This window comes from Arthrobacter sp. 001422645 (assembly GCF_059816125.1).
The window spans coordinates 145,682-170,545 of sequence record NZ_JCBANT010000008.1 but is presented as its reverse complement, the minus strand read 5'-3'; the positions used below and the strand labels follow the sequence as shown (position 1 = coordinate 170,545).

Annotated in this window: 22 protein-coding genes and 2 pseudogenes; 2 read left to right on the top strand and 22 right to left on the bottom strand. The window is 68.6% G+C overall.

The features are described from left to right. Positions 1-74: 74 nt before the first annotated feature. Positions 75-662, top strand: a pseudogene (locus AC6EUH_RS10625) (ACT domain-containing protein); the annotation flags it as partial. A 63-nt stretch (positions 663-725) separates the two neighbouring features. Here the strand turns inward: AC6EUH_RS10625 and AC6EUH_RS10620 are convergent. The 13 genes and pseudogenes from AC6EUH_RS10620 to AC6EUH_RS10560 all read right to left on the bottom strand — a co-directional run bounded on the left by AC6EUH_RS10620 (position 726) and on the right by AC6EUH_RS10560 (position 16,488). Continuing rightward, positions 726-3,356: a WecB/TagA/CpsF family glycosyltransferase gene (locus AC6EUH_RS10620; RefSeq protein WP_499738591.1), complete on the bottom strand. Its 2,631-nt coding sequence runs from the start codon at positions 3,354-3,356 to the stop codon at positions 726-728. A gap of 9 nt (positions 3,357-3,365) precedes the next feature. After that, positions 3,366-3,974, bottom strand: a complete 609-nt coding sequence (locus tag AC6EUH_RS10615; protein ID WP_056429312.1) for an acyltransferase — start codon at positions 3,972-3,974, stop codon at positions 3,366-3,368. Positions 3,975-4,046: 72 nt separating this feature from the next. Beyond that, positions 4,047-4,454 (bottom strand): annotated as a pseudogene (locus tag AC6EUH_RS10610) (VanZ family protein); the annotation flags it as partial. A 26-nt stretch (positions 4,455-4,480) separates the two neighbouring features. Beyond that, complete coding sequence (locus AC6EUH_RS10605) at positions 4,481-5,647, bottom strand: glycosyltransferase family 4 protein (protein ID WP_499738590.1); 1,167 nt, start codon at positions 5,645-5,647, stop codon at positions 4,481-4,483. Beyond that, on the bottom strand, positions 5,644-6,894 hold the full coding sequence (locus tag AC6EUH_RS10600; protein WP_499738589.1) for a glycosyltransferase: 1,251 nt from the start codon (positions 6,892-6,894) through the stop codon (positions 5,644-5,646). Before AC6EUH_RS10600 ends, AC6EUH_RS10605 begins: the two co-directional genes overlap by 4 nt. A 3-nt stretch (positions 6,895-6,897) precedes the next feature. After that, complete coding sequence (locus AC6EUH_RS10595) at positions 6,898-8,370, bottom strand: oligosaccharide flippase family protein (RefSeq protein WP_499738588.1); 1,473 nt, start codon at positions 8,368-8,370, stop codon at positions 6,898-6,900. A gap of 116 nt (positions 8,371-8,486) precedes the next feature. Then, positions 8,487-9,629: a DegT/DnrJ/EryC1/StrS family aminotransferase gene (locus tag AC6EUH_RS10590; protein ID WP_200913013.1), complete on the bottom strand. Its 1,143-nt coding sequence runs from the start codon at positions 9,627-9,629 to the stop codon at positions 8,487-8,489. After that, entirely contained in the window at positions 9,626-10,285 is a 660-nt protein-coding gene (locus AC6EUH_RS10585; RefSeq protein ID WP_499738587.1) for an acetyltransferase, read from the bottom strand. Before AC6EUH_RS10585 ends, AC6EUH_RS10590 begins: the two co-directional genes overlap by 4 nt. Beyond that, positions 10,278-11,408 (bottom strand): DegT/DnrJ/EryC1/StrS family aminotransferase, encoded by a 1,131-nt coding sequence (locus AC6EUH_RS10580; RefSeq protein ID WP_200913031.1) that lies wholly within the window; start codon positions 11,406-11,408, stop codon positions 10,278-10,280. Before AC6EUH_RS10580 ends, AC6EUH_RS10585 begins: the two co-directional genes overlap by 8 nt. A gap of 38 nt (positions 11,409-11,446) precedes the next feature. Next, entirely contained in the window at positions 11,447-12,442 is a 996-nt protein-coding gene (locus AC6EUH_RS10575; protein ID WP_499738586.1) for an NAD-dependent epimerase/dehydratase family protein, read from the bottom strand. Continuing rightward, positions 12,439-13,548, bottom strand: coding sequence for a Gfo/Idh/MocA family protein (locus AC6EUH_RS10570; RefSeq protein ID WP_499738585.1), 1,110 nt, complete (start codon positions 13,546-13,548; stop codon positions 12,439-12,441). The genes AC6EUH_RS10575 and AC6EUH_RS10570 overlap by 4 nt, the downstream gene beginning before the upstream one ends. A 19-nt stretch (positions 13,549-13,567) precedes the next feature. After that, a complete protein-coding gene (locus AC6EUH_RS10565) occupies positions 13,568-15,121 on the bottom strand; it encodes a sugar transferase (protein WP_499738584.1) in 1,554 nt (517 codons plus the stop codon). Positions 15,122-15,561: 440 nt separating this feature from the next. Beyond that, positions 15,562-16,488 (bottom strand): diacylglycerol/lipid kinase family protein, encoded by a 927-nt coding sequence (locus AC6EUH_RS10560; protein WP_499738583.1) that lies wholly within the window; start codon positions 16,486-16,488, stop codon positions 15,562-15,564. 285 nt (positions 16,489-16,773) lie between these two features. On the opposite strand from AC6EUH_RS10560, the gene AC6EUH_RS10555 reads away from it, so the two are divergent. Further along, positions 16,774-17,016 (top strand): hypothetical protein, encoded by a 243-nt coding sequence (locus AC6EUH_RS10555; RefSeq protein WP_056428952.1) that lies wholly within the window; start codon positions 16,774-16,776, stop codon positions 17,014-17,016. Between the two features lie 5 nt (positions 17,017-17,021). Here the strand turns inward: AC6EUH_RS10555 and AC6EUH_RS10550 are convergent, their stop codons facing one another. The 9 genes from AC6EUH_RS10550 to pcaH form a co-directional block, all read right to left on the bottom strand. Next, positions 17,022-17,837: an IclR family transcriptional regulator domain-containing protein gene (locus AC6EUH_RS10550; RefSeq protein WP_499738582.1), complete on the bottom strand. Its 816-nt coding sequence runs from the start codon at positions 17,835-17,837 to the stop codon at positions 17,022-17,024. 48 nt (positions 17,838-17,885) lie between these two features. Next, positions 17,886-18,590 carry a 3-oxoacid CoA-transferase subunit B gene (locus AC6EUH_RS10545; protein WP_499738581.1) on the bottom strand — a complete coding sequence of 235 codons (705 nt, stop codon included), beginning with the start codon at positions 18,588-18,590 and terminating at the stop codon, positions 17,886-17,888. Between the two features lies 1 nt (position 18,591). Next, positions 18,592-19,251 (bottom strand): 3-oxoacid CoA-transferase subunit A, encoded by a 660-nt coding sequence (locus tag AC6EUH_RS10540; protein ID WP_499738580.1) that lies wholly within the window; start codon positions 19,249-19,251, stop codon positions 18,592-18,594. A gap of 3 nt (positions 19,252-19,254) precedes the next feature. Beyond that, complete coding sequence (locus AC6EUH_RS10535) at positions 19,255-20,466, bottom strand: thiolase family protein (RefSeq protein WP_499738579.1); 1,212 nt, start codon at positions 20,464-20,466, stop codon at positions 19,255-19,257. Continuing rightward, on the bottom strand, positions 20,463-20,975 hold the full coding sequence (gene pcaC / locus AC6EUH_RS10530) for a 4-carboxymuconolactone decarboxylase (protein WP_499738578.1): 513 nt from the start codon (positions 20,973-20,975) through the stop codon (positions 20,463-20,465). Before pcaC ends, AC6EUH_RS10535 begins: the two co-directional genes overlap by 4 nt. After that, positions 20,972-21,790, bottom strand: coding sequence for an alpha/beta fold hydrolase (locus AC6EUH_RS10525; protein WP_056428935.1), 819 nt, complete (start codon positions 21,788-21,790; stop codon positions 20,972-20,974). The genes pcaC and AC6EUH_RS10525 overlap by 4 nt, the downstream gene beginning before the upstream one ends. Continuing rightward, positions 21,783-23,261: a lyase family protein gene (locus AC6EUH_RS10520; protein WP_499738597.1), complete on the bottom strand. Its 1,479-nt coding sequence runs from the start codon at positions 23,259-23,261 to the stop codon at positions 21,783-21,785. The genes AC6EUH_RS10525 and AC6EUH_RS10520 overlap by 8 nt, the downstream gene beginning before the upstream one ends. Before the next feature lie 107 nt (positions 23,262-23,368). Then, positions 23,369-23,959 carry a protocatechuate 3,4-dioxygenase subunit alpha gene (pcaG, locus tag AC6EUH_RS10515; protein ID WP_499738577.1) on the bottom strand — a complete coding sequence of 197 codons (591 nt, stop codon included), beginning with the start codon at positions 23,957-23,959 and terminating at the stop codon, positions 23,369-23,371. Next, positions 23,952-24,860 (bottom strand): protocatechuate 3,4-dioxygenase subunit beta, encoded by a 909-nt coding sequence (gene pcaH, locus AC6EUH_RS10510; protein ID WP_499738576.1) that lies wholly within the window; start codon positions 24,858-24,860, stop codon positions 23,952-23,954. The genes pcaG and pcaH overlap by 8 nt, the downstream gene beginning before the upstream one ends. Positions 24,861-24,864 lie beyond the last annotated feature (4 nt).

The following is a 24,864-nucleotide window of genomic DNA, read 5'->3' as shown; positions in this document are numbered from 1 at the left end:
CCCCCCCCCCCCCCCCCCCCCCCCCCCCCCCCCCCCCCCCCCCCCCCCCCCCCCCCCCCCCCCCCCCCCCCCCCCCGGCCCTGTGGCGGGCCCGCACTGTGCTGAAGGACCGGCCCGGTTCGCTGCAGAAACTCACGCAGTCGCTGGCACGGCTGGAAACCAACATCCTCAGTATCCATGTGCACCCGGTCCACGGCGGCGTGCTGGACGAGTTTGTGTTGTCTGCTCCCGGCGAACTGCGCGAAGCGGAACTGCTCAAAGCCCTGCGCGACGGCGGCGGAGCCGACTCGCATGTGTGGCCCACCACGGCGCTGGCAATGGCCGACGGGCAGACCGGGGCGCTGAGCCTCGCGGCCAGGATCGCCGCCAACCCCGAGGAGCTGCCGCTGGCGGTGGCGGAACTGCTGCGCGCACGGATCGAACCCGTGCCCGACTCGGACAGCGTGGCTCACGCAGCGACGGCGCGCCGTCAGCCCGCAGCAAGCAACACAGGACCGGTGCCGGCGAACGGGAGCGTGCTGCGGATCCCGACCGCCTGGCACGGTCCGATCACCTTCAGCCGTGCCGGGGAGCCGTTCACCCCGGCGGAATCCGCCCGCGCACACCGGCTGGCGGAGCTGGCCGAGATCCTCGCACACCGTCCCGCCCCCTCCGCTCGCTGACGGGCGTGACCGGTCCGGCTCCAGCAGCCGGCCGGAGGGGCCAGCCGGAGGGGCTGGCCTTGGTCAGCGCGGGGTGCCGGCCGCCGACGTCTGACGGGTGCTGCTGTCGCGTTCCCATCCCTCGTGACTCCCGCTCCCCCGGCGGCCCGCCAGGGCAAACGCCACGTACACCAGGGCATGGGCGGCGGAGATCGGCCCACGAATGGAGCGGGCCACCTCGGACAGCGTCCGGCCGGCCGTTCCGTGCCGCCGGTGAGGGGAGCCGGGCCGACCGTTTTGCTGGGCGTTGCCGCGGTAAACGCGGTGCAGCACCGCGATCTGGTCTTTCGGCGTCCGGGGCGGGCGCACGAGAACGGGCTCCACGTCGAGGACGGCCTTTTCCCCTGGATCGAAGAGCCGGTCCACGAACAGGTCATCGGAGGTCAGGTCGGGGAACTCCCCGAATCGCTGCCGCCCCTCCCGGGAGAGTCCATACACCCCGCCTCCCCACAGTCCGTTGCGGGCCGACGGAAGGCGGAGCCTGGTCAGGTAGTACGAGCGGACCAGCGGGTGGGCGTCCTGCAGCTCGAAACGGGCCGCCGGGCGCGCGGCCAGCACCTGGCCCGAGATGAGGGCCTCAAGAACGGCACGCACCGCGTCCGGACTGATCTGCACATCCGCGTCGACGTAGAGCCGCGGCCAGTGTGAGGCGGCGGCGTCACCCGCGTTGAGGGCGGCGGCCTTGGATGGCTGTTCCAGTTCCAGCACGGTGACGCCGTCGAAGCCGCGGGCGATCCGGGCGGTCTCATCGGTGCAGCCGTTGCAGGCCACGACGACCTCCAGTTGCCGTGCTGCGGCCAGCGGGGCCAGCGGGGCGAGCGTCCGCGCGATCACGGCGGCCTCGTTGTGCGCCGGAATGATCACCGCGCCCGGCGGGAAGCTGCCGGGCGCTGCCGCGTCCTTGCTTGGGCCGGGCAGTGCACCCCAGCTTCCCTCCTCGAGCACGGTGCGCAGCACGCCCCTGCGCTCCGGTTTCCAGCAGCGCAGCAGTTCAGAGAGCGCGGCGGCCCCGTGGAAGGCCCGGGCATACGCCGGGGAATGGTATTTGCGGATGTAGCGGATACGGTTCACCGCCATCAGGGCATTCAGCCGGGCGGACGCGCCGGAGCCGCCGCCCTCGTGGGTTACGACGGCGGCGGGTTCGTACCAGACTGTCCCGCCGCTCATCCGCAGCCGGCGGAAGAAGTCTGTCTCTTCCGAGTAGAGGAAAAAGGATTCGTCCCAGGCCACGGAATCGGCCAGCGGGCGGGTGACCATGAGCGCCGCGCCGCTGGCCCAGTCGACGGTGTGCGCGTGGGCGTAGCTTTCCGGGTGGAAATCCGTCGATGCGAGCCATCCGGGACGGCCCGGCAACCTCCGCCCAAGGAAGGCGTCGCCTAGGGCGCGGCTGACGCCCGGTTCCCGGTGGAGGGTGGGGCTGGTGGTGCCCCGCGCGTCCAGGATCCGGGGCACCACAGCGCCCGCGTTCGAGGTGCGCAGGCGGTGCAGCATGGCCTTCAGGCAGCCTCGCCCCACCGTGAGGTCCGGGTTGAGGATCACGATGGTTTCGGCGTCGCCGGCTCTCCGCAGGGCGGCGTTGATCCCGGCGGCGTACCCCACGTTGCCGCCGCTTGCGAAGGCGATCACATCCGGGTGCCGGTCGCGGACCCGTTCGAGGGTGCCGTCCCGGGATGAGTTGTCGGCCAGCAGCACACGCACCGCCAGGTCGGCCGTCTCCGCCCGCAGACCCTCCAATAGGGCGTCAATGTCGGCGGCATTGTTATACGTGACGACCACGACGGCGGCCTCCGCCGTACCGTCCGGTCCGGTGAACCGCCCGGGGGTGCAGGGCACGGGGGCGAGTCGGGCCGGTTCCTCCGGCAGGTCCGGCGGCACGGTGTACGATCCGGTCCTGAGCTTCAGATAGGCGGACGGCCCGTCCAGCAGGTACCGGCCGGCCAGCCGCTTCGGCTCCAGCGCCAGCCGATAACCCCATTCCAGGCCGCGCCGGCTGACCCACTCGGGAGCGCGCTGCACCCGCCCGGCCAGGAAGTCCACTGCGGCGCCGAATGCCAACAGGACGCCGGCTCCTGTTTGAGCGGCATAACGATCTATCCACAGCTCTTGGCGCGGTTTTCCCAGGCCGACAAAGAGGATCTGGGCGCCGGAGCCTGCAATCTCGCCGGCAAGTCGTTCAGAGTCGGCGGCCGAGGCCAGTTCGCTTCGGGCCGGGGACCACATCCCCGCCACCAGGAGCCTCGGGCGTTCGGCGGCGATTTTCTCTGCCAGCAGCCGCTGGTTTTCCTCCGAGCCGCCCAGGAAGCCGACCGTCAGGCCGAGTTCTTCGGCCCGGTTCAGCAGCGGGGACGCCAGGTCGCTGCCGGCCAGCCGGGGCCAGCGGCGTCCGGTCAGGCGCTGCGACTGGGAGACCAACGGGGCGCCGTCGACCAGGTGGACCCAGTCCACGACGCTGCCCGGATCGGCATGCAGGGTTCCTGCCCAGCGGCCTCCCGCACCGAAATGGTTGAGATGGTCAAGATTGACCGAGGCCACGGCAAGCGGCCGGGGTCCTTGCTGGGCGGCTCGCCGCAGAATCAGGTCCAGGGCAGGCCCGGATTCCATCAGGTCCACGGGCGTTCCACCCAGGACCACCTTGCTGCTGGCCGGTTTCTCCATGATTCCCCCTCAGTATGCCTCGACGGGCGCCAGTTGACCGTTGCTCTCGACGTACCGGCGGCCCGTGACAGGACAAAGCCAACGCCCGACGTCGTCCTGCTTCAGCGGGTGCCCGGCCTCGCCCACCCACCCCGCATTGCGTGCGGGCACACCGACCACCACCGCATAGTCCGGCACGTCCCTGGTAACAACCGCCCCGGCGGCCACGGTGGCCCACCGGCCGATGGCTACGGGGGCAACGCAGACGGCCCGGGCGCCAATGGAGGCGCCCTCGCCGACGGTCACGCCAACGGCGTCCCAGTCCCCGGAGCCCTTCAGCGTTCCGTCGGGAGTGACCGCCCGGGGGTGCAGGTCATTCGTGAGCACGGCCGCGGGCCCCACAAAGACGCCGTCCGCGAGGCGGGCCGGTTCGTAGACCAGGGCGTAGTTCTGCAGCTTGCAGTTCGCACCGATGACGACACCCGGGCCCACGTAGGCGCCGCGGCCGATGGTGCAGTTGCTGCCCACCCTGGCGTCCCCGCGGATCTGCGCTAGGTGCCAGATCGTCGTTCCCTCGCCGATGACTGCCGTCTCCGCCAGGTCTGCTGATTCGGCGACGGTGCCCTTCTTTCCGTCAATGTGTGGTGCGGTCGGACCTTGACTGGCTTCGGGCCTCCGGCGCCCGCTGCGCTCAAGTTGCACCGCTACCGCACCGAGCAAAGCGCCGAGGCTGTTGGCGGCTATATCCCGCAGGCTGCCATGACGCTCGTTAATCACGAGGAGCTGTATCCCTTCGATCGCAACCGAGGTGAACAGGCCCGAGAGCACGGCCAGCCACCACCGGCGTTCCGGCACCAGGAGAGCGACCAGCAGTCCCATGGGAACAAAAAGGACGATGTTGGCCGCTGTTTCGAGGTCGCTGTAATCGACGCCTGCAGTTATTTGATAGCCCTGGAGCACAGCCAGGAGGTCGGTCAATGCCCCTTCCCATGGCCGGTCCACCGGACTGGGCCAGAACCCGATCAACGCGAGCCCAGCCAAGTAAAGGATTAGCAGGGCAAGGACGCTGCGACGTGCATCGTCGCCGCCGTGGTGCGATTCCTGGCTCCCTAACGCCATGTTCTTTGGATGTTTCTCGTAGTGTTTCACGACGTCGTGCCCGCCCGGGATCCGCCGGAAACGGATCCGGCGCCGGTTGTTGGGGCGGTTGCCGACAGGGCGTCAAGAATCCTGCCGGCGACGTTGGTCCACGAGGCGGTTGCCGCCACTTGCGCGGCGGCTTCTCCCATGGCCCTGGCCTGTTGCGGTGCTGACAGGCGGACCATCGCCTCGGCGATGCTGCCGGAGTCGGAAGGATCCACGGTCAAGGCGCCCCGCCCGAGTAGCTCCCCGGCGCCCCCGAAAGGGGTTGCGATGACCGGTATTCCGGCAGATGCTGCCTCCAGGTAGGAGATCGGCGACGGGTCGAACTTGCTGGGTAGGACAAAGCACGTCGCCACCGCGTACAGCCGGTCGAGGAGCTCTTGGCTGGCGGCATTGTCCTTTGGAAGGAAGCCGTGGTCGACGACGCCGGGAGCATCAATGAGCGGATGCTCTCCGACGACGTGCATCGTCGCCGCCGGGACGCGCTCCCGCACCCGGGAGAATGCTTCCAGCACTCGAGCTCCGTTCTTGCGCTGCCAGTCGACGCCGACGAAGAGAAAGGTCGGTTTCGACCAGTCCTTGTCACCGGCTGCGGCCGAGCGTGGCCGGTGCCCCATGCCGACGACGGCAATACGGTCCCGCGGAATCGCATAATCGTCAGCGAACGAACGGGCGGCCCACTGGGTACTGACGCAGCACACACTGGCGGCCCTGCTGGAATCTGACTGCCTCCGGATCCACCTGCGGACGTGATGGGGCGGGAAGTCGCCGCTTCTGATGTCGGAACCTGGATGGTCCCACATTTGCTTCAGCGTCCCGTCGTCGTAAGTCGCGCACGGCACGCCGGTGGGAATAACGGTTGCCAGATCATACATTTCTGTGCCCATCGCCACGACGGCGTCAAGCGGAGCTGCCTGGCTTAGACGCCGGGCCAGGATCAGGGTGCGCGCAAGGTTCCGCACCGGCATCCTGTCCATCACTGCGCCGCGGCGTCCGGTTACTCGGGACAGGACTGCCACCATTTCGTGGAGTCCGTGCGGGACGTCCGCCGCCAACGGAACGACCGTGATGCCCTGGCTGGCCAGCCCGCGGGAAAGCCCATAAGGGGTGCCGGACCAGTTCCGGGGATCCAATGGATTCCGGACCGGATACAGCAGACCGATTCTCATGATGTTTTCTCCGTCTCTAGATTGGCCGCCCCAGCCGCCGGCAAGCTGACCTGGACCGCCCCCCTGTGCGTCGCGGACCCCGGGTTCCGCCGGAGCCGCCGGCGTAGGTGTTCGATTTCCAGCGGAAGATCCCGGGCCCAGCTCTGGACGCCGGTGCTCCTGAGTGCCCGGTCGTATGTGTCGACGAGGTGCAGGGCCATTGCCGGGAGCCCGAAGTTCCGCACCGCGAAGTCCCGGCCGTAACGCCCCAGCACCTCCCGCAGCCGAGCGTCAGTTAATAGAAGGTGCAGTATTTTTCTCAGCTCTCCGACCGCATCCGGCATGGACTCCGGGCTCCAGAAGCTGTTGCGGAAGTGTTCCGCCGAGTTGTCCGGCGTGAACATCCGGAACCAGCCCGCTTCACCGGCAACTATGAGGGGCTTTCCGAAGGCCAGGCTTCGCGCCGCAGAACCGCCCATCCCGACGAGCACGTCCGCCGCTGCGTACGCGCAACGGGGATCGGCCAGTGGACCAGTCAGCACCACCGCGCGTCGGCGCTGGTCCGCATTTACTTTCCCGGCGAGCGCCCGAAGCCGGCTCTCGGCGTCACCGGTGCCGACGATGACCAGGTCCACGCCCGGGTTCGCATTGGCGCCCACTGCTTGGATTGCGGCCTGGACAGCTGCGGCCTTCATGTCCTCGTCAAGGCGCGTAACCATGACCACCCGTAGGTTTCCGGGATTCAGCCCCAGTCGGTTGATGAAGGAGTCCCCGGACACCGCACGGGGGTCATCCCGGGAGGTATCGACCGGCGGGCTGATCAGTGTTGTCCCTGCGCGCCAGGCAAATTCTTCCTCCAAGTACTTGGTTCCGACGATGAGCTCCGTGTGCCGGGGCGTCATCGGGTCAACGGCCATTTCGTAGACGGTCAACACGAGGGGCCGGCGCCCGAACAGGCATGGTCCCCACCAGGCCGGGCGTGATGTCCAGGAACCATAGACGTGGACCAGGTCAGCGTGGCGCTCCTTGGCCAGTCGTGCCATCGCGATGGCGCCGGCGACGGTACTTCGCGGACGGTCCAGGGTCTCCAGCTCCACGGCTCGTTCTTTCGCGATGTCAAACAACGATGGCCCTCGCGGCAATGTGTCCGCAGGACCGACCAACACGGATTCGTACCCGTGTGCGGCTACTGCGGCAGCGAAGTCCACAGCGTTGATTTGGGTGCCGCCCAGGGCGAGGCTGTTGAGCTGAACAAGTACCCTGGGCATGGCCTAAACCCTCCTCCCGGCGTGGCCCCGAGGTTCTGGGGAGCCCGGCACGTGCCGGCCCCTTCCCCCGGACAGCCGGAGCCAAGTCCCGGGGAGCATGGGGTACAGCAGCCCCCACGTCAGGAACCCGTACACGACAGCGCCGCAGGCACCCCCGATGGCGAGCTTGGCCAGATCCGGTGCCACGGGCCAGGTCACAAGACCTGCCACAATACCTGCGGCCATGGATGCCAACGCTGGCCTGCTTATTGATCGCAGGACCTTCCCGGTGCGGGCGCCGGTAGCTCTGCGCACTGCCCACAAGTAGGCGGGCAGGGTCACGGTACTGATGACCACGATGTGGGCAATGCCGATTCCGACCAGGCCGGCGAAATGGATGCCTGCCGTGAGTGCCGGAATCAAGCTGATCAGGGCCACAGCCTGCACCGCAAAAAGGACCCAAGTGCGACCTGTGGAAATCACGACGTTCGCGAAAAGCAACCCAAGGACGAATACCACTCCATAGAATGAAAGCACCCGCAACACCGGCCCCGCCTCCACCCACTGGTCCCCGTATATCACTGCAACAAGCGGAGTCGCGAAGGTGCAGGTGAAAGCCGCGATGGGACAGGCGATGAGGGCGACCGTGCGGGTGGCATGGTCCAGGGCCCGCGGGACGTCGCCGCCGTCGCGTTTGACGCTTGAAAAGGCGGGCAGGATGATTCCGTTGAGGACGCTGCCGATAATGGCGGTCGACCACATGCAGACGTTGAAGGCAAGCATGTACAGGCCGACGTCCGCTGTGGACATCAGCCTGCCGACGAAGACGTAGTCAACATTCAGCAGCACCTGGCTCAGCACGTTGGCCAGGGCGAGCGGTGCCCCAAAGGTCAGCAGAGGCCTGACATACGCCGTGTTGAAACCCAACGGGTATTTCTTTTTTACGCTCAAAAACATGAGCGTACCTGCCACGAGCTGGCCGACAACCCGCGACCAGGCAAAGGCGGCCGCGCCGTCGCCGCCGAGGGCAACGAGAATCAGCACCGCACTGCCTGGAATAAACGAGATCATGTTTGCCCGGAAGACCAGGTCCTGCCGGAATGTGCTCTGAAGCTGCGCACCGGGAACAGCGAAAGGCCCAATCAGGGCCACACTGAGGGCCAGGATCAGGATCGGCCGCTGGGCTGCGGGGGATCCAAGAAAGTCCGCGATGGCCCCGGCGAACAGCGCCATCAGCCCGGCAAGAAAAAGACTCGTTATGACGGAAATGCTGGCCACGGTGGGAGCTATTTCGTCGATGTCCAGATCCGTTCGCGCAATCGCCGATGCGACGCCGAGTTCCGCGATGCTGATGAGAATGGCATGTGCTGTGACCGCCAGGGCGAAGACTCCGAGTTCATCCGGCGCGACGATCCGCGCCACCACCGCCATCAGGACGATGTTGCTGAGGCGCAAAAGCAGGGTGCTGGCCCCGGCCCACACAGAACCCTTCTTCACATCCGCTACCAGGTCCTGAAGTCTCTGTTGGTCCTCAGCCGTGGACTCCGCGGCAGGGCCCTGAGCGGGCGCGGAGGAAGTGCGCAGCTGAGGCAGCCCGTTCCGGGACACCGACGTCATCGCGCACCCAGGTTTCGTACAGATTCCATGAGGGCGTCCGCCACATACTGCTGCTGCGCTTCGCTGATGTGCGGGAAGATCGGCAGCGACAGGATCCGGCCGGCGGCCTGCTCCGCGACCGGGAAGGAACCGGAGCCGGCACCCAGTTCCCGGTAGGCCCGGCTGAGGTGCACCGGGACCGGGTAGTGGATTCCGGCGCCGATGCCCGCGTCGTTTAAGGCCGCAAGCACCCGGTCCCGTTCGGCGACACGGATGACATACAAATGCCAGACATCGACATTTCCTTCTGCGGTCCGGGGCAGCTCAACGCCCGGCAGGTCCGCCAGCAGGTTCCGGTAGCGGTCCGCTGCCCTCCGCCGTCGTTCGTTCCACCCGGCCAGCCTGCGCAGCTTGGCGTTGAGCACCACGGCCTGGACGGTGTCGAGGCGTGAGTTCATCCCGATCGCATCGTGCTGGTACTTGTGGTCGCTGCCATGGGCGCCCAGCATCCGCACCCGGGCCGCGATGTCTTCGTCATCGGTCACCACCGCGCCGGCATCCCCGGCGGCGCCAAGGTTCTTGCCCGGATAGAAGCTCGTGCCGGCCGCGTGTCCCAGCGTGCCGGCGAAGCGTCCATGCCGGGATGCCCCCTGGGATTGGGCGGCATCTTCGACTATGACGGCGCCGCAGGCGGCCGCAACCGGTACCAGCCGCTCAACGAACGCTGTTTGACCGAACAAATGGACAGGAATGATCGCTTGGGTCCGGGGTGTCACCGCTGCTGCCACCCGGTCGGGATCGATCAACAGGTGCACCGGGTCAACGTCGACAAGGACCGGCACGGCGCCTATCCGGCTCACCGCCTCGGCAGTCGCGATGAACGTGTTGGCGGGCAGGATGACCTCTCCACCCGCCGTAACCCCGGAAGCACGCAGTGCCAGTTCCACGGCGTCCGTGCCGTTGGCCACCCCGACGCAGTTCGCGGCGCCGAGGAACCGGGCGTAGGCCTGCTCGAACTCCGCCACGGCGGGGCCGCCGATATACGAAGCCTGGGTGAAGACCTCCTTCAGCCCCGCGTCGACTTCGTCGGCGATCTCATCCTGCTGGGCGGCCAGGTCCACCATGGGGATGAAGTCGCCGGCGCCCCCGGGCCGGGTCATCGTCCGCCACCTGCTGCGGCCGGTGACGGCTCGAGCACCCGCGCCGGGACTCCGGCCCAGGTCTCGCCGTCGGGCACGTCCGCCAGGACCGCGGCGCCCATCCCGATCCTGGTTCCGGCCCCCACCCGCGTGCGTTCCCGCACCGAGGAGTTCATGCCCAGGTAGGCGGCACGCCCGATCCTGACCCCGCCGCCAAGCGAGACGCCGGCGGCGAGGGTGGCGAAGTCCTCCACAACGTCGTCATGGGTCAGCGTCACCCCGGGCATCATCACAACGTGGCTTCCAACAGTGATTCCGGCAGTGAGCGTGACATGTCCCAGCAGGATGCTCCCCGGGCCGATATCGCAGCAGGACGGGATCCGGACCGACGGGTCCAGCACTGTCGCGAAGCGGTGGCTCCGGAATCCCAGCCCCGCCAGCCTGGCGACGACCCGTTCACGCCCCGTGCCGGCGCCGATGCAGACAACCGCCCGCGCTTCCGGATACCGGAGGGCGAGGCTGGCGGGCCCCAGGATCGGGGCGCCGTCCAGGTTTGACCCCGCCCTGGATTCGTCGTCGTCGAGCACTCCGACGACGTCGAACTGGCCGTTATCGCGCACGCACGCCAGCACCTCCCGGGCCAGGCCGCCGGCGCCAATCAACAACAGCTCAGTCATCAGATTTCCCCGCAGCCCTCAGGATCGAACGGATGACCCGGGACTGCTCGTCCAGGGTCAGTTGGTGGTAGACCGGCAGGATCACGGTGTGGTCCGTGAGCCGCTCCGTCACGGACAGGTCCGCCCTGCCGGTGTCCAGCCCGGCGTAGGCGGGTTGCCGGTGCGCGGCCATGATGCCGCGCCGGGCGGAAATTCCGTCCCGCGCCAGCCACTCCAGCAGTTCCTCCCGCCCGAGGGTGAACTCCGGCAGGACCTCAAACCAGAACGACTGGAAGTTGCTGGTGCCGTATTGCGGGTCCTCGCTGAAGCGCAGGCCCTCGACGTCGGCAAGCGCCTTCCGGTAGGCCGCAGCGATGGCGCGGCGCCGGGACACTGCCTCGCCCAGCCGGTCCAGTTGCACGAGGCCGACGGCGGCCTGGATATCGGTCATCCGGTAGTTGAACCCGATCTCCCCGTACTCCTCCGCCGGCGCCAGGACCGAGGCATGCCGGTCGTTCGCCGAGACGCTCATGGCATGTTCGCGCAGCTTCCGGGCACGGTCAGCCCAGGCGGCGTTGCGTGTGGTCAGCATCCCGCCCTCGCCGGTGGTAAGGATCTTGCGCGGGTGGAAGGACCAGGCCGCGATCTCGGCACCTGCACCCGCTGGCCGTCCCCGGTACGTGCTGCCCGCCGCGCAGGCCGCGTCCTCAATCACGGTGATGCCCAACCCGTCGCAGAGGGCGCGGATCGGATCGAGGTCCACCGGCATGCCGCCCTGGTCCACCACAATCACGGCGCGGGTGGCCGGAGTCAGGGCGGCGGCGAGGGTGCGCACGGACACGTTTCCGGTGTCCGCCTCGACGTCGGCGAAGACCGGCCGGGCACCGACGTAGGTGACCGCATTGGCGGTAGCGATGAAGGAAAGGGAGGGCACCACGACGTCGTCGCGGGCTCCGATGCCTGCCACTTTCAGCGCCAGGTGCAAGGCAGTGGTGCAGTTGGAGACCGCGACGGCGTGGCGGGCCTGTTGCGCGGCGGCGAAGGCTGCCTCGAAGCGCGCCACGCGGGGGCCTTGCGCCACCCAGCCCGAGGCGATGACTTCGGCCACCGCCGCGGCCTCCTCCGGTCCGAGCCACGGCTTCATGACATTGATCCGGGCCAGGGACCGGTCCTGGTTCACGATCACCGTGCACCACCCACCCTGGCGTCCGCAATTTCTGCGCGCAGGGGCCGCCACCACTCAACCAGTTCCCGCAGCCCCTCCTCCAAGCCGGTTTCCGCCGTGAACCCCAGGTCCCGGCGTGCCGCGGCCGTATCCGCCTGGCGTTTGACGACGCCGTTGACGGCCCGCTCAGGTCCGTGCTCCACGTGCAGCTCCGAATCCATGGCCCGCAGCAGCGCCTCGGCCAGTTCCAGCAGGCTGGTCTCCGCGCCGCTGGCGATGTTGTACACCCCCTCGACCACTCCGCTGCCCGCGGCCAGGATATTGGCGCGGGCCACGTCCCTCGTGTGCACGAAGTCCATGGTCTGCCGGCCGTCGCCGAAGATCAGCGGCGGCAGCCCGTCCTCTATGCGCTCCATCCAGCGCACCAGCACCTCGGTGTACAGGCCGTGGACGTCCATCCGCGGGCCGTACACGTTGAAGTAGCGCAGCAGGACGTAGTCCAGTCCGGACATGGCGCGGAAGCTGCGGGCCATGGCCTCGTTGAAGGACTTGGCCGCGCCGTAGAACGTGTCGTTGTTGTAATGGTGATGGCGTTCGGGCGTCGGAAACGTCTCCGCCATGCCATAGACCGAGGCGCTCGAGGCTGCGACGAGCTTGCCGACCCGCTGCGCCGTCGCCGCTTCGAGCACGTTGAAGGTCCCGTCCACCAGCACTTCGAGGGCCAGCCGGGGTTCTTCGGCGCATTGCGTGATACGGATCGCCGCCTGGTGGAAGACGATGTCCTTGCCCCGGCTCAGGTCGTGAACCAGGTCCCGGTCCAGGAGGTCTCCTTCGATGAGTTCGACCCGCCCGCCCGCCCGCGCCGGATCGAGGTTGGCCCGCCGGCCCCTGACGAGGTTGTCCAGCACGTCCACCCTGCCGGCGCCGGCGTCGAGCAGGTGGTCCACGATGGTGGAACCGATCGTCCCGGCGCCGCCCGTGACCAGGATCTGTGCCCCTTGCAGGATGCTCATCTGCTTGCCTCCAATTGCGGTTCGTTACCGACGACGATGCTGGGTTTCCCGTCCGCGCTGAGGCTGTCACTGACGGCCTCGAGGACGGACAGCACACGGAGCCCGGCGACGCCGCTGGTCCGTGCGGGGCGCTGCTGCCGGATGCTGCCGGCGAACTCGGCCACCATCTGGCCGAGGGCCTCGTGTTCGGGCAGCGCCGGCGACCACGTGTCGCCCAGCCGGTAGGAGATGGCGGAGGCTTTCCGGTCCGCGGCGGACGACTGCCGGTCGAGGCTGATCCCTCGGTCGTAGACGCTGATCCGCTGCTGGGGATTCAGGTCGTCCCAGACCAGGGTGCGCCGGGAGCCTCCCACCACAAGCTGGCGGATCTTGGTCGGGCTCAGCCAGTTGACGTGGACGTGGGCCATGGCGTCGTTGGCCAGCGCGAACGTCAAATGCCCTACGCAGGCCCGGCCCGTGCCAAGGGGGTCCGCTCCGTGCGCTGAGACTTCCATCGGCCGCAGCCCGTCGGGGAGGATGAAGTCGAGAATGGCCAGGTCATGCGGGGCAAGGTCCCAAAAGACGTCCACGTCCGGCTGCACGAGTCCCAGGTTGATCCGGACCGAATCGATGAACAGAATCTCGCCCAGCGACCCGTCCGCGATCAGCTCGCGGATCTTCAGCACGGCCGGGGTGTAGCAGTACGTGTGGTCCGCCATCAGGACCAGGCCGCGGCCCTCCGCTTCCTCGACCATCTCGAGCCCCTTGGTCCGGCTGTCCGCGAGCGGCTTCTCGACCAGCACATGTTTCCCTGCTTGCAGGGCCGTCAGGGCGATGCCGTGGTGCGTGTGGGCCGGCGTCGCAATCGCCACGGCGTCAACCTCTTCCAAGTCCAGCAGTTCGTCAACGGAGGCGAAGACCGGGACGCCGCCCTGCGCGGCCGCGAGTCTGGCGGCTTTGCCCTGGTCCAGGTCCACAATGCCGGCGAGTTCCCAGTCAGGGCTTGCCGTGAAATTCCGTGCCAGGTTGGGTCCCCAGTAGCCGGCGCCGATGACCGCGACCCTCAGCGGCGCGGCTACTGCCTCCAGGTCCAGGCCGCGGAAGTACCCCGAACGTGATTCATCCATTTTGTGTATCCTCACTCAGTCAGTACGCGCCGGCGGGCGCGCACATAGCTCGGAAGGTGCGCCACATGATGATGACGTCGCCCATGATCGACCAGTTTTCGACGTAATAAAGATCGAGGCGTACGGCCTCGTCCCACGGCAGGTCCGAGCGGCCGTTGACCTGCCACAGCCCGGTGATCCCGGGTTTGATCAACAGCCGGCGGCGCGTGTGGCGCTCATAGCGGCCCACCTCGCGCTGCAGCGGCGGCCGGGGCCCGACCAGGCTCATCTCGCCGGTCAGGACATTCCAGAACTGCGGGAGTTCGTCCAGCGAGTACCGCCGCATCCAGCGTCCGCATCGGGTGACCCGGGGATCGTTGTGCATCTTGAACAGGACACCGGCGCCCTCGTTTTGCGCCCCGAGCCCGGCCAGCGCGGCCTCTGCGTTGACCACCATGGACCGGAACTTGAGCATCCGGAATGGTTTCCCGGCCTTACCCACGCGCTCCTGCCGGAACAGGACGGGACCCGGGCTGCCGTGCTTGACGATGACTGCCAGGACCAGGAGCATCGGCGAGAGCAGGACCAGCGCCGTGGCGGCCACCGTGATGTCCAGCAGCCGTTTGCAGGCATGCTTGCCGCCGCTGTAGCGGGGTACGTCGACGTGCATCAACGGCAGCCCTTCCACCGGACGCCAGTGGATCCGGGGGCCGGCGACGTTGGTGAGGGACGAGGCCAGCACGAGTTCCGCCTGGTGCTCTTCCAGCCCCCATCCCAGTTCGCGGATGTACTGGTTTCCGCCAGGCACCGGACCGGCCACGATGACCGCCTCCGCGCCGCAGCGGCCCACCGTCCGGACGACGTCATCGGTGGAGGACAGCACTGGCACCTGGCGCCCGTCGGCGTCGAACCGGGCCCCGCGCCGCCCTCCGGGCAGTGACACGCCGAGTATTTCGTAGACGGCGCCGGACTTCCGTGCGATGCGCTTGAGCACGTACCGCACATCCTCGGCTTGGCCGATCACAATCGCCTTGACGAGGAACTGCCCCTGGGCCTGCCGTGCGTTGTACCAGCGGCGGGCAATCAGACGGCTGCCGGGCAGGAGAATGAGGCCCAGCGGGAGGGACACCAGGTAGAACGCCGACGCCGGCTGGATGCGGAACGCCACCAGCAAGACGGCGAGCAGCCCGAAGACCGCCCCGCTGGCGGCGGCCACCCGCTTGTATTCGCTGCTCCCGGCGCCCAGGATCTTCGGGTCCCGGGTGCGGTAGAGGCCCAGGGCTGCCACCCACATCACGACCAGGAGGGCTCCGATCAAAGCTCCGTTGACGTCGGCAAACGTTGCCGCGAACGGCCGGTCGCCCTCGTAGTGGACCAGGAAACCAGCCAGGACGCAGATGGTGACCAGCAGGCAATCTGTGGCACGTAAGACACGGCGCAGGAACCGCGCCCATTCGCGGCCGGAGAGCCGCGCCTCAGTGGACGGTCCAGTGGACGGCTCGGCGGGCTTCCCCTCGGCACCGGCCGGCCGTGGGACGGCGGTTCTGGGCAGCGGCGGGAGCGTTGCGGAGGCATTGTGGGCTGCGCGGGGCACGTGAAGTGTGTGTGATGCGTAAGCGAGGTCGGCCAGGGTGCCGCCGGGGCGGCCAGCGGTGTGCCCGGCGCCAGAGAGGGTCAGCCGAAGCGGCGTGCCCTCTGCCTGCGGCGTCACGGGCGCCCGCAGAGGTGAAGGGTGGACGATTCATCCGCACAAAAAAATGCAGGTCGGTCATTGGTCCGACCATCCGGGGCGACAAGGGGCATGCGTGCCATTGCGACTCCCTCCAAAAGGCAATTGGCTGCATCGATTGATGCCTGAGCCAATCCAAGTTGGTGGTAACGCTTTGGACACGAGTGGTTGATACCCGAGTTGATACTTGCCTTTGCGAACAACCTTCCGGCGGCGGTGTCCGGGTAGTACTCACCACCCGGACCGCCGCCCCCGCGCTGTCACCGGATACCGGCCGGCAAGTACTGCCAGCGACCGGAGGAAAGCTATTCTGCGGCGGTCATCCGGATCTTCAGGGCCTCGGGCTCGACGGTCACGACAAGGTGCGTCCCGGTCCCGAGGTGGTCGCCGTCGAGCTGGAATTCCTGTTCACGCTCGAGGGTGATCTCGGCCGATTTGCCCTGGAAGTACTCCACGGATTCGGTCTCGCGCTTGTTTCGGCCGAAGATGCCGGCAACAACGCCCAGCCAACCAAGCCGGCCGCGCGGGGCCAGGATCAACAGATCCAGCACGGCGTCGTCGATCTTGGCGTCCGGGAAGATCTCGACGCCGCCCATGATCCGGCCGCAGTTGCCGATCATCACGCTGCGGATCCTGCGGCGGACGGGATCGCCGCCGTCGACGCTGATCGATGCCTTTACGGGTTTGCCGGGGAGTTTGCGGATGCCGGCCTCAACGTACGCCAGCCACCCCATGCGGTCCTTCAGCACATCGACGGTGTCCGCCATGATGGCGGCGTCATAGCCGAGTCCGGCCATCACCAGGAACACCTGTTCGTCGTCGGAGCGGTCCAGCCGCGTCTTGACGACATCGATGGACTTTTCGCTGCCGTTGAGCACGTCGTAGCAGGCGGACACAGGGTCGGTGATGTCCACGCCCAGGTTGCGGGCCAGCAGGTTTCCGGTTCCCAGCGGCACCAGTCCCATGGGCGTTCCGGTACCGGCGAGCACCTCGGCCACGCAGCGCACGGTGCCGTCGCCGCCGGCGGCAATCACGACGTCGACGCCCGCTTCCAACGCCTCGCGGGCCTGGCCGGCGCCCGGGTCCTCGACTGTGGTTTCGAGCCAGAGCGGCTCGGCCCAGCCTTGCGTTTCGCACAGCCGGAAGATTGCGCCCTTGAGTTCCTGGCCGCCTGTTTTGGCGGGGTTGACGACGACGGCGGCGCGCCGGGCCGGGGTTGTGCTGTCGCGCACAGATTCGCTAGCGACCACGGGATTGCTATCGACCGCGGGTATTTTCTCTGGCATGGCGTCCTTCGAGGGGAGTGGGGGCGTGGGGTGTCCCGACTTGAAATCCTAGCGGGGTTCCGTGCGTAACCTCCGCAGCCAGGGGCGCGAACCGTGGACGTTCGCGCTCCGGGGTCACTAGACTGGCCATGCTCAAGTACTGGAGCCAGCCGGGCTTTGCCATTTGCCGGCCCGGCCGTCTGTCGGGATCAGCCCGACAGGCCATGCTCCAGGGGCGGAAAGCGGGAGCACATGTCCGAACCACAGGAGAACTACTCGGCCGAGGCCGTGGCGTCCAGCACGGATCCCCACGACTGGGGCCGGGCCATGGCACTGGCGGTCACGCGGCTGGCCGAGCAGCTCGCCCCAGCGGACAGCGAGGATATCCATGCCTCGCTGGTGGGCAGGGACCTGCACCTCAAGATCCGTGACGACGACGCCGCAGGGGTCACCATCACCGTTTCCACCGCACCGGTTTCGGGGCGTTCCAGCTAAGCGCCTCAGCGTCCGGAGGACAGGTCGGCCGAAATGAGCCCGGCGGCGGCCACTGTTGCCGCCCGCACGGAGTCCAGGTAGGCTTCCGGGTCCGGCCGGGCCGCAACCGACTGCGCCTGCAGTGACACGTTGATGGCGGCGACCACCTTGGGCCCGTCATGGACCGGCGCGGCGACGGACATCAGCCCGGGTTCGAGCTCCTGGTTCAGCAGGCACCAGCCCTGGGCCCTGACGGTGGCCAGCTCCGCGAGCAGTCCCTGCCGGGTTCCGATGGCGTGCGGGGTCAGGGGCCTAATGTCGGCGTGGGCGAGGTACGCCTCCAGCGCGGCCGGCGGCAGGGCCGCCAGCAGCACCCTGCCCATCGACGTGGCGTAGGCCGGGAAGCGGGTGCCGACCGTGATCCCCACGGTCATGATCCGGCGCGTGGCCACCCGGGCGATGTAGGCGATGTCCGTGTCTTCCAGCACCGCGGCCGACGTCGACTCCCCCAGCTGGAGCGACAGCTCCTCGAGGTGGGGCTGGGCGAGCTGCGGCAGCGACAGCCCGGACAGGTAGGCGTAGCCGAGCTGCAGCACCTTGGCGGTCAGGGCGAAGATCTTGCCGTCGGTGCGGACGTAGCCCAGCTCCACGAGCGTGTGCAGGAACCGCCGTGCGGTGGCCCGGGTGAGGTCCGCCCGCGCCGCCACCTCGGTCAGCGTCATCTTCGGATGGTCGGTATCAAAGGCGCGGATCACCGCCAGCCCGCGCGCCAGCGACTGCACGTACTGGTCACTGGCGGCCGGCGGGTCACCGGCCCGGGCGCCCTTTGCTGCGTCAATCATTTCCTTTGCCTCTCGGTCCCGCCCCACTTTATCCGTGCGGGCGGATGCTCAGCTTCCGGCGGCGGACGCGGCCTTGAGCGGCACCGGAACCATGGCCTGCAGCTCGTCGAGCGTGCAGCCGAACGTTTCCCGGACCTGCACGCCGTCGGGGCCGGTCAGGAAGACCGCCTTGTCCGTGTAGATCCGGGTCACACAGCCGATGCCGGTGAGCGGGTAGCTGCAGCTCTCCACCAGCTTGGAGACGCCCTCGCGGGTCAGGAGTGTCATCATGACGAAGACATCCTTGGCGCCGGTGGCGAGGTCCATGGCCCCGCCAACGGCCGGGATCGCGTCCGGGGCGCCGGTGTGCCAGTTGGCCAGGTCGCCGGTGGCGGAGACCTGGAAGGCGCCCAGCACGCAGATGTCCAGGTGCCCACCGCGCATGATCGCGAAGGAGTCGGCGTGGTGGAAGTAGGACGCCCCGGGGAGTTCGGTCACGGGGATCTTGCCGGCGTTGATGAGGTCGCCGTCGATCTGGTCGCCGGTGGCCTCCGGGCCCATGCCGAGCATGCCGTTCTCGGTGTGGAGGGTGATGTTCTGCTCCGGCTCGAGGTAGTTGGAGACCAGGGTGGGCTGGCCGATGCCGAGGTTCACGAAGGACCCGGGTGTGATGTCCTTGGCCACCAGCCGGGCCAGGTCATCGCGGCCCAGCGGCTTGTCGGAGGTCTGGATTCCGGCGTGGATTCCCGCCTGGTCATTGGATTGGACGCTCATGTCAGGCCACCTTCACAATGCTGTTGACGTAGATGCCGGGGGTCACGATAGTCTCCGGGTCGAGGTCTCCGGTCGGGACGATCCGGGACACCTGGACGATGGTGTGTTTGGCCGCGGCGGCCATGATCGGACCGAAGTTTCGGGCCGTCTTCCGGTAGATCAAGTTGCCCTTGCCGTCGGCCGTGAGCGCTTTGATGAGGGCGACGTCGGCGTGGATGGGGGTCTCGAAGACCTGGCCGCGGCCGTCCAGGATGCGGGTTTCTTTTCCTTCGGCCAGCATGGTGCCGTAGCCGGTAGGGGTGAAGAAGCCGCCGATCCCGGCGCCCGCGGCGCGGATCCGTTCGGCGAGGTTGCCCTGCGGGACGAGTTCGAGTTCGATCTCGCCGGCGCGGAACTTCGCGTCGAAGTGCCAGGAGTCGGACTGCCGCGGAAACGAGCAGATCATTTTCTTCACCCGGCCTTCCTTGATCAGCAGCGCGAGGCCCTGGTCGCCCTGGCCGGCGTTGTTATTGACCACGGTGAGGTCCCTGGCGCCGCAGTCCATCAAGGCGTCGATGAGTTCGAACGGCTGACCGGCGTTGCCGAAACCTCCGATCATCACGGTGGATCCGTCCCGGATGCCGGCGACGGCCTCGTTGACGGTGTCGGGAAAGTTCAGCATGTCCTAGCCCTTTACTGTGCTGGTGGCGGTTGCGGTGACGTTTTCGAGCACGACGGCGAGGCCCTGGCCGACGCCGATGCAGATCGCGGCGACGCCCCAGCGCTGCCCGGAAGCCTGCAGGCTGCGGGCGAGGGTGCCGAGGATCCGCCCGCCGGAGGCGCCCAGCGGGTGGCCCATGGCGATGGCTCCGCCGTGCCGGTTCACGATGGACGGGTCGATGCCCCAGGCGTTGATGCAGGCCAGGGACTGCGCGGCGAAGGCCTCGTTGAGTTCGACGGCGCCCACTTGGTCCCAGCCGATGCCGGCTTTGGCGAGGGCCTTGTTCGCGGCTTCCACGGGGGCGTAGCCGAAGAACTGCGGATCGTTAGCGTGCGCGCCGCGGCCGGCGATGCGGGCCAGCGGTTCCAGGCCCAGGATCCCCGCGGCGTTTTCCGAGCCGAGCCACGCCGCGGAGGCGCCGTCGGACAGCGGGGACGCGTTCCCGGCGGTGACGGTGCCGGCCTCGGCCCGGAACACGGTCTTCAGGCCGGCGAGCTTCTCCGCCGTGGATCCGGCACGGATGCCCTCGTCGCGGACCAGGTCCGTGCCCGGGACCGGGGTGACGAGCCTGTCGTAGAACCCCTCATCCCAGGCAGCGGCGGCGAGGTTGTGCGAGTTGGCCGAGAATTCGTCCTGCGCCTCGCGGGTGACACCGTATTTCTCCCGGAGCCGCTCGGTGGCCTCGCCCAGGGACACGGTCCAGTCCGGCCGCATGGCCTTGTTGACCAGCCGCCAGCCCAGCGTGGTGGAGACCAGCGTCATGTCGCCGGCCGGGTAGGGCTTCTCCGTCTTGGGCAGCACCCAGGGGGCGCGGGACATCGATTCGGCGCCGCCGACCAGCATCAGCTCCGCGTCGCCGGTGTTGATCTGGCGGGAGGCGATGATCGCGGCGTCCAGGGAGGAGCCGCAGAGCCGGTTGACGGTGGTGCCGGGAACTGACACGGGAAGCCGGGCCAGGAGGGTGCCCATCCGGGCGATGTTGCGGTTCTCCTCGCCGGCGCCGTTGGCGTTGCCGAAGACCACCTCATCGATGCGTTCGACGTCGAGGTTCGGGGCGCGCTTCACGGCTTCGCGGATCACGTGGGCGGCGAGGTCGTCCGGCCGGACGCCGGCGAGTCCGCCGCCGAACTTGCCGAAGGGGGTCCTGACGGCGTCGTAGATGTAGGCCTGGTTCACGGCATCTTGTCCGATTCTGTGTTGACTTCTGCATTTTCCCTGGCGGGGGTGTCCATGGACTGGAACACTTGCTGGGCGGTCTTGAAGGCGGTATTGGCGGAGGGGACCCCGCAGTAGATCGCGGTCTGGAGCAGGATTTCCTTGATCTCATCCCGGCTCAGGCCGTTGTTGATGGCGGCGCGGATATGCATGGCCAGTTCTTCCCAGTGCCCGTGGGCCACCATGGCGGTGAGGGTGACCGCCGAGCGCATCTGGCGGCTCAGGCCCGGCCTGGTCCAGATGCCGCCCCAGGCGATCCGGGTGATCATGTCCTGGAAGTCCTCGGTGAAGGAGTCCTTGGCGGCGTTGGCGCGGTCCACGTGTTCGGCGCCGAGCACCTCGCGGCGGACCACCATTCCGCCGTCATAGACCTCCTGGCTGGTGGCGTCCGGCTGGACTGCTCCATGCCGTTCCAGCCCGGTCCGCTCGGGTCCGCCGGGTTCTGCGCCGTTGAGCTGGCGGCCCGTCATTTTCCTGCTCCGGTGGACTCGGTCCAGGTGATCAGGCTGCGCAGCAGTTCGGCCACGTGGCCCGGGGCCTCGAAGGGGGCCAGGTGGGCCACGCCCTCGAGGGTCGCGGCGTTCGCTGTGCCGCCGCCGGAGGTGATTCCTTCGACGATCTCCGTGGCCATCGACGGCGGGGCGACACTGTCCAGGGCCCCGGCGATGGCCTGGGTGGGGACGCTGATGCTGCCCAGCTGGTCCCTGACGTCGAAGCCGGCGAGGGCTTCGCAGCAGAAGGCGTAGCTGAAGCGGTCGGCGTCGCGCAGGCTGTGCAGCAGGCGGCCGCTGAGTTCCGGCTGGTGCTCCATAAAACCTGGTGCGAACCAGCGCTGCGCCGATCCCTGGATCATCACCGGGGTCCCCTGCGTGCGGACGGTCTCCGCGCGCTCCAGCCAGCCCTCCGGCGTGCCCAGTTTGGCCCCGGTGCACTGCACGGACAAGCTCTTGAGGCGGTCGCCGTGCTTGATGCCCAACTGCAGCCCGGTGGCGCCGCCCAGCGAGACGCCGGCGTAGTGGAACCGGGCGCCGGGAGCGATCGAATCGACCAGTTCGACGACGGCGTCGGCCAACTCGGCCACCGTGAACGGCTCCGTCGCGGCCGGTGAGATGCCGTGCCCCGGCAGGTCCCAGGCGACGACGTCGACGTCGCCGCCGAGCAGGGCGCCGGCCTGGGTCCACAGCAGCGTGGAGGTGCCCAGGGACGGGCCAGCCACGAGGAGTGGTTTGTCCCCCAGCGGGCGCTGGGGCGAGAGCAGTACTGCTTTGACGTTGGGTCTAGCCACGGGAGGCTCCGTTCAGGTCGGGGATCGGTAATGACTTGGGGACTCCGGCGACGGTGTCGGCGCCGGTGCCGCTGACTGTGCCGGTGGCGGCGCCGGCGACGCTGGCGCTGTAGTCCGGGTAGGCCGCGAGGATGCGGCGGGAGATGTCGGCTGCCTGGCCGAGGTAGTTGGCCGGATCGAGCAGTTCCTCGAGCCGGGCGTCGGAGAGCAGCGCAGGCGGGACGGCGTCGCGGAGCAGCCGCCGGTAGGTGGCGGCCTGTTCGGCGGCCGGGACCTGGAGCGTCTGGTCCACGACGGACTGCAGCAACTGCTTGCCGTCAGCACCTGACAGTCCGGCCCCTGGCTGTCCGGCAAGCAGCGGTGCGACGGCGGCCGTGACGGCTTCACTGAGCAGCAGCGGTCCGGCGAGGTCCAGGTTGCGCCGCATGGCCCCGGGGAAGACCTGCAGGCCTTCGGCAAGTTCCCGGAGCTGGATGGAGGCTCCGAGGCCGAGGCGGAGGAGCTGGCGGAGGGCAGGCCATTCGCTGTGCCAGGCGCCGTCAGGGCGTTCATCGTTGAAGTTGGCGGCGGCCAGGTGCAGCTGGGCGGCCTGGCCGGGGGCTTGCAGGGCTGCGCTGCGCACCAGCACGGACAGCACCGGGTTCTGCTTCTGCGGCATGGCCGAGGACCCGCCCCGTCCCGCGGCGCGTGGTTCAGCGAGTTCGGCGACCTCCGGGCGGCTCAGGAACAGCACGTCGGACGCGATCTTGCCCGCGGCGTCGGTCACGGCGGCCAGGGCGTCGCCGAGGGACGTGACGGCGAGGCGGTTGGTGTGCCACGGGGCCGGGACGGCGGCGAGGCCGAGTTCTGCGGCCAGCCGGTCGGACAGATCAAAGGGGCTGAGTCCAGAGCGTGCCGTCAGTACGGTGCCGGCCGCAAGGGTCCCGGCCGCCCCTCCGGTCTGCACTGGGAACTCGAGCGCCTCGAGGCGGCGCGCGGCGGCGGCGAGGCCGTGGAACCATTGGGCCGCCTTGAGCCCGAAGCTGAACGGCAGGGAGTGCTGGGTGAGGCTGCGGCCCACGCAGAGCGTGGCCGCGTGCTGTTCCGCGAGGGCGGCCAGCGCCGCCGTCGTTGCCTTCAGTTCGGTGAGCAGTCCGCCGACGGCGTCCCTGGCCAGGAGGATCAGGGCTGAATCGAGCACGTCCTGGCTGGTCAGCGAGGTGTGCACGGCCTGTCCGGCGCCGATCCCCGCGGTATCAAGGGCTGCGACGTGTCCGCGGAGGTCCGCCAGCAGCGGGATCACCGGGTTGGCGCCGCCCTGGGCGCGCACGGCAAGGCCCGCGAGGTCGTAGCGGCTCTCGTCGGCGGCCGCGGCTACCACCGCGGCGGATCCGGCAGGCGCCAGGGACGCGCCTTCCAGGACCGTGGCCCAAGCGGCCTCCACCCGGAGAATGGCGGCCAGTACCGCCCGGTCCCCGGTCAGCGCCGCCACGACCGGTGACGCCGAGACGGGACTGAGTAGTCCAAAGTCACCCTGGAGGCCGACGTCGCCCTGGCGGCCGGCGCCGTCCGCTGTGCCAGCACTGTTGTCTTGGGAGATCACTGCGAGGCGCCCTCGGGGCCGGCACCTTCAAAATCAAGGAACACGGTTTCGCCGTCGCCCTGGAGCCGGATGTCCCAGGTCAGGCCGCCATCCGCGTCGCGGCGTGCGATCAGCGTCCTGCGGCGCTCCGGATCGAGCGAGCGGAGCAGGGGGTCGGCGGCCAGGGCGGCCTCGTCCTCCGGCAGGTAGATCCGGGTGAAGAGCCGGTTCATGAGGCCGCGTGCGAAGACCGCCACGGCGATGAACGGTGCCGCGCCTTCCTCGGTGGGGCCCGGGTTCACCGTAGTGAAGGTGAAGACGCCGGTGTTGCCGACGGCGCTGCGGCCGAAGCCGGTAAAGGTGTAGTCGTCACGGACCAGGGAACCCGTGCGGTGTGGGACCTTGCCGTCGGCGTCGGCCTGCCAGATTTCCAGGATCGCGTCGGGAATGGGGTGGCCGGCGCCGTCGTAGACCGTGCCCTGCAGACGGATGGAACCCGGGGAGCCGGGGGCCAGCAGTTCGCGGTCCTTGGTGTAGGGCAGGGCGTAGCCGTAGAACGGTCCCACGGTCTGGCCGGGGGTCGGAATCAGTTTGGTGGGGTTACTCATGGTCGTCTCCTTCTGCCCCCAGGGCCTCGTTCTCTGTCCAGGTCCGCTTGGAACCGGTCAGGACGATGTCCCAGTTGTACGCCAGGGCCCATTCGGGTTTGGTCTGCTCGTGGTTGTACGTGGCGACGAGCCGGTCGCGGGCGTCCTGGTCCACGATTGACTGGTAGATCGGGTCCAGCGGGAAGAGCTGGTCACCGGGGAAGTACATCTGGGTGACAATCCGCTGGGTGAACTCCTTGCCGAACAGGGAGAAGTGGATGTGGGCCGGGCGCCAGGCGTTCAGGTGGTTCTTCCACGGGTAGGCGCCGGGCTTGATGGTGGTGAAGCTGTAGGAGCCGTCGGCGCCGGTGATGCAGCGGCCGACGCCGGTGAAGTTGGGGTCCAGCGGTGCGGGATGCTGGTCCCGCTTGTGGATGTAGCGGCCGGCGGAGTTCGCCTGCCAGATCTCGACCAGCTGGCTGGCGACCGGCCGGCCGTCGCCGTCGAGGACCCGACCGGAGACGACGATGCGTTCGCCCAGCGGTTCCCCGCCGTGCTGGATGGTGAGGTCCGCCTCCAGCGCGTGCACGTCCATGTGCCCGAACGCGGGAGAGTGCAGCTCGATGGTCTCCGGGTCCGCGTGGTGCAGGTCCTTGGTGGGGTGGCGCAGGACGCTGCTGCGGTACGGCGCGTAGTCCAGCCGCGGCTGGATCTCTGCCGGGGCGCCGTTCCGGAGGGCCTGGGCGTAGGCGTCGCCGAGGGCCTTCATTTCGGCGCTGAGGTCCGCCTGCGACTCAGCGGCATCGTCCCCGGCAGGGACAGCACTCGGATACGTCTTTGGTGCGGCCTCCGTGGCGGCGTCGGACACGTCCTCGGTGAGCGGATCCGCGTTGTAGGTTTCAAGGTTGAACTCTTCAGGCACAGCA

What these genes read in the sequence shown, in the direction of transcription:
- AC6EUH_RS10540 (WP_499738580.1), bottom strand. Translation starts at nt 19,251, where the DNA reads ATGCTGAACTTTCCCGACACCGTCAACGAGGCCGTCGCCGGCATCCGG.
- AC6EUH_RS10585 (WP_499738587.1), bottom strand. Translation starts at nt 10,285, where the DNA reads ATGACTGAGCTGTTGTTGATTGGCGCCGGCGGCCTGGCCCGGGAGGTG.
- AC6EUH_RS10580 (WP_200913031.1), bottom strand. Translation starts at nt 11,408, where the DNA reads ATGAAGCCGTGGCTCGGACCGGAGGAGGCCGCGGCGGTGGCCGAAGTC.
- AC6EUH_RS10575 (WP_499738586.1), bottom strand. Translation starts at nt 12,442, where the DNA reads ATGAGCATCCTGCAAGGGGCACAGATCCTGGTCACGGGCGGCGCCGGG.
- AC6EUH_RS10620 (WP_499738591.1), bottom strand. Translation starts at nt 3,356, where the DNA reads ATGGAGAAACCGGCCAGCAGCAAGGTGGTCCTGGGTGGAACGCCCGTG.
- AC6EUH_RS10600 (WP_499738589.1), bottom strand. Translation starts at nt 6,894, where the DNA reads ATGCCCAGGGTACTTGTTCAGCTCAACAGCCTCGCCCTGGGCGGCACC.
- AC6EUH_RS10590 (WP_200913013.1), bottom strand. Translation starts at nt 9,629, where the DNA reads ATGACCCGGCCCGGGGGCGCCGGCGACTTCATCCCCATGGTGGACCTG.
- AC6EUH_RS10550 (WP_499738582.1), bottom strand. Translation starts at nt 17,837, where the DNA reads ATGATTGACGCAGCAAAGGGCGCCCGGGCCGGTGACCCGCCGGCCGCC.
- AC6EUH_RS10545 (WP_499738581.1), bottom strand. Translation starts at nt 18,590, where the DNA reads ATGAGCGTCCAATCCAATGACCAGGCGGGAATCCACGCCGGAATCCAG.
- pcaG (WP_499738577.1), bottom strand. Translation starts at nt 23,959, where the DNA reads ATGAGTAACCCCACCAAACTGATTCCGACCCCCGGCCAGACCGTGGGA.
- pcaC (WP_499738578.1), bottom strand. Translation starts at nt 20,975, where the DNA reads ATGACGGGCCGCCAGCTCAACGGCGCAGAACCCGGCGGACCCGAGCGG.
- AC6EUH_RS10555 (WP_056428952.1), top strand. Translation starts at nt 16,774, where the DNA reads ATGTCCGAACCACAGGAGAACTACTCGGCCGAGGCCGTGGCGTCCAGC.
- AC6EUH_RS10605 (WP_499738590.1), bottom strand. Translation starts at nt 5,647, where the DNA reads ATGAGAATCGGTCTGCTGTATCCGGTCCGGAATCCATTGGATCCCCGG.
- AC6EUH_RS10570 (WP_499738585.1), bottom strand. Translation starts at nt 13,548, where the DNA reads ATGGATGAATCACGTTCGGGGTACTTCCGCGGCCTGGACCTGGAGGCA.